This window comes from Duganella flavida (assembly GCF_009857445.1).
In the GTDB taxonomy this organism is placed as follows: Bacteria; Pseudomonadota; Gammaproteobacteria; order Burkholderiales; family Burkholderiaceae_D; genus Rugamonas; species Rugamonas flavida.
In genome coordinates this window covers 51,246-63,666 of record NZ_WWCN01000014.1, presented here as the reverse complement: position 1 = coordinate 63,666, position 12,421 = coordinate 51,246, and the positions used below count along the sequence as shown (strand labels likewise).

The following is a 12,421-nucleotide window of genomic DNA, read 5'->3' as shown; positions in this document are numbered from 1 at the left end:
TTACCCGTTCACACCCCAAGGAGACCGTCATGAACGCAAAAGTAGATCCAATCCCAAAAGACATGCACAGCATCACCCCGCACCTGGTTTGTGAAGGCGCGGCCGATGCTATCGAGTTTTACAAAAAAGCCTTTAACGCCGTTGAAACCATGCGCATGCCTGGCCCGAACGGCCGCTTGATGCACGCCGCGCTGAAGATCGGTGATTCGGTGCTGATGCTGGCCGACGACTTCCCGGAATACGGTGGCCTCGGTCCGAAGGCACTGAAGGGCAGCCCGGTCACGTTGCATATGTATGTGGTCGATACCGATGCCGCGTTCAAGCAAGCGGTTGATGCCGGCGCCTCGGTGCGCATGCCGCCGGCCGATATGTTCTGGGGCGACCGCTATGCGCAGGTGACCGATCCGTTTGGCCACCATTGGGCGATTGCCACCCACATGAAGGATATGACGCCGGAAGAAATGGCGGCGGCGATGCAGCAGCAAGCACCGTCCGACTGCCAATAATCCAATCAGGAGAACTTCATGCGTTTCATGATCATCGTAAAAGCCACCGCCGATTCCGAAGCCGGCAAGATGCCTAGCACCGAGCTGCTGACGGCGATGGGCAAGTTCAACGAAGAACTGGTCAACGCCGGCGTGATGCTGGCGGGCGAGGGGCTGCAGCCTAGTTCGAAAGGCGCCCGCATTCGCTACGACGGCGCTAGCCGCACCGTGATCGACGGCCCGTTCGCCGAGACCAAGGAGCTGATTGCCGGTTTCTGGCTGATTCAAGTCAAGTCGAAGGAAGAGGCTATCGAGTGGATGAAGCGCTGTCCGAATCCGTTCGACGTGCCGTCGGAAATTGAAATCCGCCAGGTGTTTGAAATCAGCGACTTTGGTGACGCCGCCACGCCGGAAGTGATCGCGCAAGAGGAGGCTTTACGCGCCCGCTTGTGATACCTTATCGGCTAAGTCTAGTCTGGAGCATGATGTAATGGAATTCATGGTACTGCGCCGCGCCAACCAGAGCACGGAACGAGGAATACAACCACCGGCGCTGGAGCCGGGCACCTTCCTGCGCCCCAGCGCGCAAGCGGTGCGGCTGCTGCGCCGCGAGGGCGCATGGAGCGAGGTGCGCGGCCCGTTTTCGCCCAAGGAACTGGTAGCCGGTTTTGTGCTGCTGGAGGCCGAATCGCGCGAAGACATTATCGAGCAGGTGCGCTGGTGGCCGCTGTTCGATAGTGGCGCAGTCTATGAAATCCGCGACGCCGGGTGCCCTGGCAACTGCGTCGGCTTTGATGAACGCGGCACGGCGGCCGGCACCATCCCGCAGCGCAAGGAAACGCTCACACGCTATGTGGTGTTCCTGCGCTCGGACGCCGATAGCGAATCCGATGCGGAACCGCCGCCGGAGGTCATCGATGTGATGAACCAGCATAATGAAGCCGGCGTGCAGCAAGGCGTGCTGCTGGCCGGTGAAGGATTGAAGGGCACGGCCAGCTCGGCGCGTGTTCACTACGCCAATTCAAAAACCTCGGTGGTGGATGGCCCGTTCACGGAAGTGAAGGAGCTGATTGCCGGCTACTGGATGCTGCAGGCGGCCACGGTGGAAGAGGCCATTGCCTGGGCCAAGGCTTATCCGTATCCGCAGCCGGGCGACATAACGCTGGAAGTGCGTGAGGCGTGCGAGCGCGTTGCACACACCGAGTTCACGCCCGAGATGGTGGCGGCTGAAGCACGCATGCGCGCGGAACTGCTGGAAGCGGGCTTGCGCAACGCCTTCAGCAAAGCGGCCCGTGGCGGCTGACGTCCACAAAATCGTTGAAGCGGTATGGCGGATGGAGTCCGCCAAAATCATCGCGGTGCTGGCGCGCATGCTGCGCGATGTCGGCCAGGCCGAGGAGCTGGCGCAGGATGCGCTGGTGCAGGCGCTGGAGCGTTGGCCCGAAACCGGTGTGCCGGAGCAGCCTGCCGCCTGGCTGACGACTGTCGCCAAAAATCGCGCACTGGATGTGCTGCGTCATCGCCAGATGCATGCGGAAAAAGAAGCGGCCATCAGCTACGAAATCGACAGCCAGCTGCAGGATGCGGCGCCCAATCTGGACGTCGCCGTGGCCGACGCGCTGGAAAACGATATTGGGGATGATTTGCTGCGGCTGGTGTTCGTGGCTTGTCACCCGGTGCTGCCAACCGATGGCCGCGTGGCGCTGACCTTGCGCATGTTGGGCGGCCTGAGTACCGATGAAATTGCGCGGGCGTTTCTCGTGCCAGAGAAGACGGTGGCGCAGCGCATTGTGCGCGCCAAGCGCACACTGGCGGAAGCCAAGGTGCGGTTCGAGGCGCCGCGCGCGCACGAGCTGGGCGAGCGTCTGGCATCGGTGCTGCAAGTGATCTACCTGATTTATAACGAAGGCTATTCCGCCAGCGCTGGCGTGGACTGGATGCGGCCTGCCTTGTGCGAAGAGGCGCTGCGGCTGGGGCGTATTCTGGCCGAGTTGCAGCCGAACGAACCGGAAGTGCACGGCCTCGTGGCGCTGATGGAAATCCAATCCTCGCGCGCCCGTGCCCGCGTGAGCGCGAAGGGCGAGCCGATACTGCTGCTGGAACAGGACCGCACGCGCTGGGACCAGCTGCTGATTCGTCGCGGCCTCGCCGCATTAGCTCGCGCCGAGCAGACCGCGCTGGCGCCGGCACCGGCTACCGCCGCTGCGCCGAGTGTGTCGGGATCTACACGCGGCTTCGGACCGTACGCGCTGCAAGCTGCCATCGCTGCTTGCCATGCACGCGCGCGCCGCGCTGAAGGCACGGACTGGCAGCGGATCGCCGCGCTGTATGACGCTCTGGCGCAGCTGTCGCCGTCGCCGATTGTGGAATTGAACCGTGCAGTCGCGCTGGCTATGGCCTACGGGCCGCAAGCGGGATTGGAAGTGGTGGATGGTCTGCTCGATGCGCCGGCCCTGCAGCACTACCATCTGCTGCCCAGCGTGCGCGGCGACTTGCTGGCCAAGCTGGGACGTCACAACGAAGCGCGCTCAGAATTTGAGCGCGCCGCGTCGCTGACACAAAACGAACGCGAACGCCAGCTGCTGCTGGCGCGCGCCCAGGTACATTAAACCAGCGTGGCTTCCAGCACTTTCACCAGCGATTCGATGCCGTCCGCATCGGTCTGATCGAAGCGGTTAGGCAGCGGGCTGTCGAGGTCGAACACGCCAACGATGGCGCCGTCCGGGCCGCGCACCGGCACCACCAGCTCGGAACGCGAGTTGACGTCACAGGCAATGTGGCCAGGGAAGGCGTGCACGTCCGGCACGACGATGGATTTGCCTTCCACCACGGTGGTGCCGCAGACGCCGCGACCTTTTTTGATGCGGATGCAGGCCGGCTTGCCCTGGAACGGGCCCAGTACCAGTTCGTCGCCCTTGAGGAAGTAGAAGCCGGCCCAGTTCAGGTCCGGCATGCTGTTGAATACGAGCGAGCTGAAGTTCGCGGTGTTGGCGATCAGGTCGGTCTCGCCGTGGACCAGGCCTTGCAGCTGCGGGCGCAGGTCGTTGTACATGGCGTTTTTGGCGTCGGCGCTGTCGGTGCCGTAGGCGGTGTCGCTGATAGTGAAAGTCATGATGTGGTGTGCGATAAAGATGCGAAGGGCTATATGGTAGCCTATCCGACCAAAACGCGACGAGTTCCTACCCCTTTTGTAAGCAGTATCCGATAGCGCGGGTGCAGTGCAGGGATTACTCTGGTTTGCACACCAGTCCTGCCACGCGGAGGAAGACATGAGCATCAACAAAAAGCGCGCCAGCAGTGCGACGCCTAAAAAGCCCAAGACCGCCGCGCCGCCACTTCCCGCCTTCGACGTCGAGATGCTGCTGCTGATCGGCGAAGAACGCCTGCGCTTTGAGCGTGAGGAAAATGACAATGTTTATTTTATGGCGGACCTGATCGACCCTATGTGACTTGGTGCGTTGTCTGACAGACTGCAGCGTTATCGGGTGATACCATCGGCTATCGTTAGTTGAAAGCCGTCTATGTCCGGAGATATGGTGATCGTCCGCCGCGAGGGCCTGTACTGTGTGCCCGGCCAGTTTTACATCGACCCCTGGCGGCCGGTCGAGCGCGCTGTGATCACCCACGCGCATGGCGATCATGCGCGCGGCGGCCATCAGCATTACCTGAGCGCCGCCGCAGGGGTGAATGTGCTGAAGTCTCGGCTGGGTCCGATCAACGTCACCGGTCTGGCCTACGGCGAGCAAGTGCTGCACAACGGCGTGACGGTGTCGCTGCATCCGGCCGGCCACGTGCTGGGTTCGGCGCAAGTGCGGATGGAATACCGTGGTGAAGTGTGGGTGGCCTCCGGCGATTACAAAGTCGAGCCGGACCGCACATGTACGCCGTTCGAACCAGTGCGCTGCCATACCTTCATTACCGAATCGACCTTTGGCTTGCCGATCTACCGTTGGCGGCCGCAGCAGGAGATTGAAGACGAAATCAATGCATGGTGGGCCGCCAATGCAGCGCAGCAGCGTACCAGCGTGCTGCTCGGCTACAGCTTCGGCAAGGCACAGCGCATGCTGAGCGGACTCGATTCAAGCATCGGCTCCATCATCTGCCACGGCGCGGTACAAAACCTCAACCAGGTCTACCGCGATGAAGGTGTATGGCTACCGCCCACATTGATGGTGGATCAGGTCGCCAAGAGCGAGCTTGGCAGCGCACTGGTGCTGGCGCCGCCGTCGGCAGCAGGTTCACCGTGGATCAAGCGCTTCGGCGATTACAGCGATGCCTTTGCCAGCGGCTGGATGCAGCTGCGCGGCGCGCGCCGGCGGCGCGGTGTCGATCGTGGCTTCGTGTTATCCGACCATGCCGACTGGCCGGGCTTGCTATCAGCGATTGCCGATACCGGCGCTTCGCGGGTGATTGTCACGCACGGTTCGATTGCGGTATTGGTGCGCTGGTTGCAGCAACAAGGCTTGCAGGCCAGCGGCTTCGATACCGAGTACGGCGACGACGAGGCGGAAGACGCCGCGTCTGCGGTCGTTGCCGAACCAGTGGACACCACCACCGAAGGGGACCGCGATGCGTGAGTTTGCCCGCCTGTACGCCGCACTCGACGAGACCACGGCCACCAATCGCAAGCTGGCGGCGTTGCAAGCCTATTTTGCCAGCGCCGCGCCGCAGGATGCGGCATGGGCGGTCTATTTTCTGGCCGGCGGCAAGCCCCGCCAGGCGGTGCCGACCAAGCTGCTGCGCCAGTTCGCGATGGAATACGCCGGCCTGGAGGAATGGCTGTTCGATGAGTGCTACCACGCCGTCGGCGATCTGGCTGAAACCATCGCCCACATCCTGCCTCCGCCGCGCCATCCGAGCGAGATCGGGCTGGCCGACTGGATCGAGCTTGGCATCGCGCCGCTGCGTGGGGCCTCGCCGGAGGCAGTACGCGCCGCGCTGTTCAGTTACTGGGACCAGCTCGATGCCCGCGAGCGTTTTCTGCTGATCAAGCTGATCGGCGGCGGCTTCCGGGTCGGCGTCTCGCGCTTGCTGGTGACGCGCGCGCTGAGCGCCATTGCCGGCCTGGACAGCAAGCTGATCGCCCAGCGCCTGATGGGCTGGACTGATGGCGGCGTCAGTCCCACCGCAGCCGGCTATTTGCAGCTGATCGCCGCCCACACACCGCAAGAACATGCTCAGCGCGGCGGCCAGCCGTATCCGTTTTTCCTGGCGCACCAGCTGGAGCGCGAGCCCGCCACGCTGGGCGCGCTGGACGACTGGCAAATCGAATGGAAGTACGACGGCATGCGCGCCCAGCTGGTGCGGCGCGAAGGCCAAACCTGGCTGTGGTCGCGCGGCGAGGATTTAATCACCGAGCGCTTCCCTGAACTGGCGGTGCTGCGCCTGCCGGATGGTGTGGTGCTGGACGGCGAAATTCTGATCTGGCACGGCGACGCTGCACCGGCCCCGTTTGCGGACCTGCAAAAGCGCATGGGCCGCAAGCAGGTATCGGCGCGCCTGCTGGGCGAACTGCCGGCAGTGTTGGTAGCCTATGATTTACTGGAGCTTGATGGCCGCGACCTGCGCAGCACGCCGCAGGCTGAGCGCCGCCGCCTGCTGGAGCAGTTGATTGCCAGCCTGCCGGGCGCGCCGCAACTGCGCTTGTCGCCGCTGATTGTGGCCGATAGCTGGGCGCAGCTGGCGCAGATCCGCACCGAGTCGCGCGCGCGCGGGGTGGAAGGCATGATGCTGAAAGCGCGCGACGCCCATTATGGCGTCGGCCGCACCAAAAACGTCGGCACCTGGTGGAAATGGAAGATCGATCCCTACAGCGTTGATGCGGTGTTGATTTACGCCCAGGCCGGCCACGGTCGCCGCGCCTCGCTATACACCGACTACACTTTCGCCGTGTGGGATGAGCAGCGCACGCTGGTGCCGTTCGCCAAGGCCTACTCCGGCCTAACCGATGCCGAGATCACCCAGGTTGACCAGGCGATCCGCAAAACCACCATCGAAAAATTCGGCCCAGTGCGCAGCGTCACGCCCAGCATGGTGTTTGAAATCGGCTTTGAAGGGATTGCCAGTTCGCCGCGCCACAAGTCCGGCGTAGCGGTGCGCTTCCCGCGCATTTTACGGCGGCGTGAAGACAAGTCGATCGAAGAGGCTGACACGCTGGCGTCGTTGAAAAATCTGCTGGCTGCGCCATGAATGCCGAGCAGTGGTTTGCTGCACGCGGCTGGCGCGTGTTCCCATTCCAGCGCGCGGTGTGGGCGGCGGCGGCGGCCGGCCGTTCGGGCTTGCTGCATGCGAGTACCGGCGCCGGCAAGACTTATGCTGTCTGGTTTGCGGCCTTGCAGCGCGCCGCCGCTGTGCAGGCAAGCGGCGCACGGACGCCGGCCGGGGTGCGCATCCTGTGGCTGACGCCGATGCGTGCACTGGCCGCTGACACCTTGCGCGCGCTACAGGAAGCCGCCCCGGACTGGCGGGTGGAAGTGCGCAGCGGCGACATCAGCTCTGCCCAGCGCGCGCGCCAGAACAAGCGTCTGCCGGACGCCCTGATTACCACGCCGGAAAGCCTGACCTTGCTGCTCAGTCAAGCGGACGCAGCCGAGCGCTTCCGCCATCTGCAGATGGTGGTGGTCGATGAATGGCACGAACTGATGGGCAACAAGCGCGGTGTGCAGACTCAGCTGGCGCTGGCGCGCTTGCGCCATTGGCAGCCGGGCTTGCTGGTGTGGGGGCTGTCGGCCACACTCGGCAACCTCGAATGCGCACGCCAGGCGTTGATGCCGGATGGCGTCATCATTGAAGGCCAGGTCGCCAAGCAGATGGTCATCGATACCCTGATCCCGGCCTCGCCGTCGCGTTTTCCGTGGGGTGGGCACCTGGGCTTGCAAATGCTGGCGCCAGTGGTCGAGGAAATCGCCAGTCACGCGACCACGCTGGTGTTCACCAATACCCGTTCGCAAGCCGAGCTGTGGTATCAGCACTTGCTTGATGCGCGGCCCGACTGGGCCGGGCTGATTGCGCTGCATCACGGCTCGCTGGACAAGGCCGTACGCGAGTGGGTGGAGTTGGGCCTGAAACAAGGGCAGCTGAAAGCGGTGGTGTGTACCTCCAGCCTGGACCTCGGAGTCGATTTTCTGCCGGTCGAACGGGTGCTGCAAATCGGCAGCGCCAAGGGCATCGCGCGGCTGCTGCAGCGGGCCGGACGCAGCGGTCACGCGCCGGGCCGGGTGTCGCGCCTGACGCTGGTGCCGACGCAAAGCCTGGAACTGCTGGAGGCGGCCGGTGCGATTCGCGCCGTGGCCGCGCGCGATATCGAGGCGCGGCCGGTGCCGCACAAGCCGCTCGACGTGCTGGTGCAGCATCTGGTCACCATCGCGCTGGGCGGCGGCTTTCGCGCGCCGGACTTGCTGGCGGAAGTGCGCAGCGCCTGGTCTTACCGCGACCTCAGCGATGAAGAATGGCAATGGGCGCTGGATTTCGTCGCGTGCGGCGGCCAGACGCTGGTGGCGTATCCGGAATACCGCCGCGTGCTGCCGGATGAGGACGGCGTGTACCGGGTGCCGGATGTAGCGCTGGGACGGCGTCACCGCATGGGCATCGGCACCATTGTGGCCGACGCCTCCTTGCAGGTGAAGTACGTCAGCGGCGGGCGGCTCGGCAGCGTCGAGGAATCGTTTATCGCGCGGCTGCGTAAGGGCGACCACTTTCTATTTGCCGGTCGCATCCTCGAATTTGTGCGCCTGCATGAGATGACCGCCTATGTCCGGCGCGCCACTGGCGCGCGCGGCGCGGTGCCGCGCTGGCAGGGCGGGCGCATGCCGATGTCGTCGGAACTGGCGCACGCGGCGCTGGCGCAACTGGAACTGGCCCAGGAGGGCCGCTACGAGGGACCGGAAATGCAGGCGCTCAAGCCGCTGCTGGAGATCCAGCAGCGCTGGTCGTCGCTGCCGACGGCGCAGGACACGGTGATCGAAACCATGCACAGCCGGGAGGGCTGGCATCTGTTCATGTTTCCGTTTGCCGGCCGCTCGGTGCACCTGGGGCTGGCCGCGCTTCTGGCCTACCGGGTCGGCCGCCAGCAGCCAGTGACGTTTTCGATGGCGATCAATGATTACGGACTGGAGCTGCTGTCGGCGCAAGCAGTGGACTGGGCCACGCTGCTGGATGCCGGCGTCGGCGCCGAGGTTGGGCTGTTCAGTATCGAGCACTTGCTGGAAGACGTGCTGGCCAGTCTGAATGCCAGCGAGATGGCGCAGCGCCGCTTTCGCGAAATCGCCCGCGTCGCCGGGCTGGTGTTCCAGGGCTATCCAGGCCAGGGCAAGAGTGCGCGCCAGTTGCAAGCCTCGTCGTCGCTGTTTTACTCCGTCTTTAGCAAGCACGACGCCAGCAATCTGCTGCTGACGCAGGCGCAGCGCGAGGTGTTGGAACAGGAGCTGGAACTGGGGCGTTTGCGCGCCACCTTGCTGGCGTTGCAGGCGCGTCTGGTGCGCTTCCACGCCATCAAGCGCGCCACGCCGTTCGGCTTTGCGCTGATGGTGGAGCGCTTCCGTGAAAAGCTCAGCACTGAGAAGCTGTCGGACCGGGTGGCGCGCATGGTGCGCCAGCTGGAACGGGCGGCCGGGCCATGAGCCTGGCCCAGACCGTGGCCGGCGAACAGCTGCTGCTGTTGCCGCAGAAAGCGCTGTACTGGCCGCGCGGCGAGCTGCTGGTAGTGGCCGATATCCATTTCGGCAAGGCCGCCGCTTTCCGCGCGCTAGGCGTACCGGTTCCAGGCGGCACTACCGAAGCGAATCTTGCGGGGCTCGATGGGCTGCTGGCGCGCTATCCGGTGCGGGAAATCCTGTTCCTCGGCGACTTTCTGCACGCGCGCACGGCGCGCGCGCCGGCCACGCTGGCGGCGATGCAAGCGTGGCGTGCGCGCTGGCCGCAATTGCAGCTGACTTTGGTGCGCGGCAATCATGATGCCCACGCTGGCGATCCGCCAGCGGAACTCGGCATGACGGTGGTGGACGAACCTTATCTGCGCGGGCCGTTTGCATGTTGCCATCACCCGCAGCTGGTGGACGGCAGCCATGTGCTGGCTGGCCATGTGCATCCGGTGTATCACTTGCGCGCCGGCTGGGAGACGCTGCGCCTGCCGTGCTTCCTGCTGTCCCCCGGCCAACTGCTGCTGCCGTCGTTTGGCGTTTTCACTGGCGGTCATGCGGTGCAGCCGCAGCCGGGGGAGCGGGTATTTGTTACCAGCGGCGAGGCCGTGCTGGAAGTTCCGTGATGCCGTTCTCCTACAATGCCTGCTGCGTAAGTCCTACAGCCGTTGCCCAGTTGGTGAACTAGGATGACTGCTCCTGTGACGAAAGCAGGGGCAGTTCTTACAAGGAGATCATCATGGCAACCAGCGACAAAGGCAACAAACAAGACGAGAAAGCGGGCAATAAACAAAGCGGCGATACCAGCAAACGCGGTTTCGCTTCCATGGACCCGGAACAGCAGCGCGAAATCGCTGCGGAAGGCGGTCGTGCCGCGCATGAAAAAGGCACGGCCCACGAATTCACCTCGGAAGAGGCGCGCCGCGCCGGCAGCATGAGCCACAAGAACGATGCGGGGCGCAGCAGCCAGAGCGCGACCACCGGCGGCAGCTCGCAGAGTGGCACCAGCGGCACTAGCGGCGGCAGCAAGGGCGGCTCCACCGCTAAAGACGACCAGGATCAGGACGACAGCGACAACAGCCGTGGTGGACGTGGCAGCAGCTCGGGCAATCGTTCCAAACCTTGACCGGATTTAGTTACTATTCAACCGCAGGCCTGTGCCTGCGGTTTTTTTTCGACCCTACTTTACAGACCAGAAACACAAAGGTGCATTGACTCATCAAATGATAATCATTATCATTTGTATTTTTCGTCGAAGGAATTCCTGTGAGCGTATCCAGCGCCAACTCCACCCGCAATGCCAGCCGCGCCGTCTGGCTGAAGCATTTGCACCAGTGGCATTGGATCAGCTCGGCCATGTGCCTGCTCGGGATGTTCCTGTTTGCGATTACCGGCATCACGCTGAACCACGCTTCGCAGATCGAGGCCAAGCCGCATATCGTGCGCCAGCAGGCCAAGCTGCCGGAAGCGTTAACCACCGAACTGCGCGCCTACGCCGAACAGCATGACGGCGCCAGGGAGCCGCTGCCGGCCAAGGCCGAGCAATGGCTGGCGCAAACCTTCCAGGTGCAGCCGGGCGGCCGCACGGCCGAGTGGTCGGTCGACGAAGTCTACCTGCCCATGCCCAAGGCCGGCGGCGACGCCTGGGTGCGCATCGGTCTGGAAGATGGTGCTACCGAATTCGAAAATACCGACCGTGGCTGGATCTCGTGGCTGAACGACGTCCACAAGGGCCGCAATACCGGCCCGGCATGGAACTGGTTCATCGATATCTTTGCCGTCACCTGCCTGGTGTTCTGCATCACCGGTTTATTGATCTTGAAATTCCACGCGGCCAACCGGCCGTTCACCTGGCCGATGGTGGGCCTGGGTGTGCTGATTCCCGTAGTTATTGCACTGCTGTTTATCCACTAATCTCACGACAGGACCTCCATGAAATTACGCTACTCCATCGCGCTCAGTCTGCCGCTTGCCAGTGCTTCGGCGATGGCCGCCGACCTGGCTCTCAAACTCGACGTGCCGCAATTGAATGTGGCTGAATATCACCGTCCTTACATCGCTGCGTGGCTGGAAAACGCCGACCAGAAAGTGGTCGCCAACCTCGGCGTGCTGTACGACACCAAGAAGAAGGACAACGCCGGCACCAAGTGGCTGAAGGACATGCGTCAATGGTGGCGCAAGACCGGCCGCGAGCTGACCATGCCGATGGATGGCGTATCGGGTGCCACCAAGGCGCCGGGCGAACTGACCCTGAACATTCCGAAAGGTTCGCTGGACAAGCTGCCGGCCGGCCAGTACACCGTGCTGGTGGAAGCTGCGCGTGAAGCGGGCGGCCGTGAAGTGGTCAAAGTGCCGCTGGCGTGGCCACCGAAGACCGCCGCCAATGTGACCGGCCAGGGCAAGGAAGAACTGGGTGCGGTTGTTGTTCAAGTCAAACCATAAGACAAAGGGCGGGGACATGAAATTGCAAAAATCGTTGATCGCGCTGGCGCTGGCTGGCTTGTCGGTGGTGTCGTTGAGCGCGCAAGCGCACAAGCCGTGGCTGCTGCCATCGTCGACCGAAGTGGAAGTTGGCCGTGACGGCACCGCATGGGTGACTGTGGACGCGGCTATTTCGGAAGGCTTGTTCGATATCGACCACCAGCCGCTCAAGCTGGACGGCATCGACATCACTGGCCCGGGCGGCATCAAGGTGGCGCCGGAGAACGTCAATAACGGCAAGCTGCGCAATACCTTCGACCTGAAACTGCCGAAGGCCGGCACCTATAAAATTTCGCTGGTTTCACAAAGCGTGTTCGGCAGCTACAAGGACAAGGAAGGCAATGTGAAGCGCTTCCGCGGCACCGAGGAATCGCTGGCCAAAGATGTACCGGCGGATGCGACCGAAGTGAAACTATCGCGTACCGACAGCCGCCTCGAAACCTTCGTCAGCACCGGCGAAGTCAGCACTGACGTGCTGAAGCCAACCGGCAAAGGTCTGGAGCTGGTGCCTGTCACCCATCCAACCGAACTGCGCGCGGGCGAGAAAGCCACCTGGCGTTTCCTGTTGGATGGCAAACCGGCTGCGAACCAGGGCGTGAGCCTGATTCCGGGCGGCGTCAAGTATCGTGGCACGCTGGGTGAAATCCGCAAGACCACCGATGCCAACGGCGAACTGACGCTGGTGCTACCAGCAGCGGGTGCGTACATGGTCAGCAGCAGCTGGCCGGCAGCGGCGCCGCAAGTACAGGGCCAGCCGCCGCAAATGCCGCCGCGTCGCGCGACCTATTCGGCTGTGCTCGAAATCCTGCCGGAATAAGG

At 63.5% G+C, this 12,421-nt stretch carries 14 protein-coding genes; 13 read left to right on the top strand and 1 reads right to left on the bottom strand.

What is annotated here, in order from left to right; translation table 11 throughout:
• The first annotated feature begins 29 nt into the window (after positions 1–29).
• Genes GTP46_RS20940 through GTP46_RS20925 form a run of 4 tightly spaced genes read left to right on the top strand, consistent with a single transcriptional unit; the run spans position 30 to position 3,094 of the window.
• Positions 30–506: a VOC family protein gene (locus GTP46_RS20940; protein WP_161008561.1), complete on the top strand. Its 477-nt coding sequence runs from the start codon at positions 30–32 to the stop codon at positions 504–506.
• An 18-nt stretch (positions 507–524) separates the two neighbouring features.
• Positions 525–938: a YciI family protein gene (locus tag GTP46_RS20935; RefSeq protein WP_161008560.1), complete on the top strand. Its 414-nt coding sequence runs from the start codon at positions 525–527 to the stop codon at positions 936–938.
• A gap of 37 nt (positions 939–975) precedes the next feature.
• On the top strand, positions 976–1,788 hold the full coding sequence (locus tag GTP46_RS20930) for a YciI family protein (protein ID WP_161008559.1): 813 nt from the start codon (positions 976–978) through the stop codon (positions 1,786–1,788).
• A 31-nt stretch (positions 1,789–1,819) separates the two neighbouring features.
• Positions 1,820–3,094, top strand: a complete 1,275-nt coding sequence (locus tag GTP46_RS20925; protein ID WP_161008704.1) for an RNA polymerase sigma factor — start codon at positions 1,820–1,822, stop codon at positions 3,092–3,094.
• Here GTP46_RS20925 and msrC read toward each other — a convergent pair.
• A complete protein-coding gene (gene msrC / locus GTP46_RS20920) occupies positions 3,091–3,597 on the bottom strand; it encodes a free L-methionine (R)-S-oxide reductase MsrC (protein ID WP_161008558.1) in 507 nt (168 codons plus the stop codon). The genes GTP46_RS20925 and msrC overlap by 4 nt on opposite strands.
• Before the next feature lie 157 nt (positions 3,598–3,754).
• Here msrC and GTP46_RS20915 point away from each other — a divergent pair, with 157 nt between their 5' ends.
• The 9 genes from GTP46_RS20915 to GTP46_RS20875 all read left to right on the top strand — a co-directional run bounded on the left by GTP46_RS20915 (position 3,755) and on the right by GTP46_RS20875 (position 12,419).
• Positions 3,755–3,934 carry a hypothetical protein gene (locus tag GTP46_RS20915; protein WP_161008557.1) on the top strand — a complete coding sequence of 60 codons (180 nt, stop codon included), beginning with the start codon at positions 3,755–3,757 and terminating at the stop codon, positions 3,932–3,934.
• A gap of 72 nt (positions 3,935–4,006) precedes the next feature.
• Positions 4,007–5,062, top strand: a complete 1,056-nt coding sequence (locus GTP46_RS20910; RefSeq protein ID WP_161008556.1) for a ligase-associated DNA damage response exonuclease — start codon at positions 4,007–4,009, stop codon at positions 5,060–5,062.
• Entirely contained in the window at positions 5,055–6,674 is a 1,620-nt protein-coding gene (locus GTP46_RS20905; protein WP_161008555.1) for an ATP-dependent DNA ligase, read from the top strand. The genes GTP46_RS20910 and GTP46_RS20905 overlap by 8 nt, the downstream gene beginning before the upstream one ends.
• Positions 6,671–9,103, top strand: a complete 2,433-nt coding sequence (locus GTP46_RS20900; protein ID WP_161008554.1) for a ligase-associated DNA damage response DEXH box helicase — start codon at positions 6,671–6,673, stop codon at positions 9,101–9,103. The genes GTP46_RS20905 and GTP46_RS20900 overlap by 4 nt, the downstream gene beginning before the upstream one ends.
• A complete protein-coding gene (pdeM, locus tag GTP46_RS20895) occupies positions 9,100–9,747 on the top strand; it encodes a ligase-associated DNA damage response endonuclease PdeM (RefSeq protein WP_161008553.1) in 648 nt (215 codons plus the stop codon). Before GTP46_RS20900 ends, pdeM begins: the two co-directional genes overlap by 4 nt.
• Before the next feature lie 113 nt (positions 9,748–9,860).
• Positions 9,861–10,247, top strand: coding sequence for a KGG domain-containing protein (locus tag GTP46_RS20890; RefSeq protein ID WP_161008552.1), 387 nt, complete (start codon positions 9,861–9,863; stop codon positions 10,245–10,247).
• Positions 10,248–10,387: 140 nt separating this feature from the next.
• On the top strand, positions 10,388–11,035 hold the full coding sequence (locus GTP46_RS20885) for a PepSY-associated TM helix domain-containing protein (RefSeq protein ID WP_161008551.1): 648 nt from the start codon (positions 10,388–10,390) through the stop codon (positions 11,033–11,035).
• 18 nt (positions 11,036–11,053) lie between these two features.
• Positions 11,054–11,563, top strand: a complete 510-nt coding sequence (locus tag GTP46_RS20880; RefSeq protein WP_161008550.1) for a DUF2271 domain-containing protein — start codon at positions 11,054–11,056, stop codon at positions 11,561–11,563.
• A gap of 16 nt (positions 11,564–11,579) precedes the next feature.
• Positions 11,580–12,419 carry a DUF4198 domain-containing protein gene (locus tag GTP46_RS20875; protein ID WP_161008549.1) on the top strand — a complete coding sequence of 280 codons (840 nt, stop codon included), beginning with the start codon at positions 11,580–11,582 and terminating at the stop codon, positions 12,417–12,419.
• Positions 12,420–12,421 lie beyond the last annotated feature (2 nt).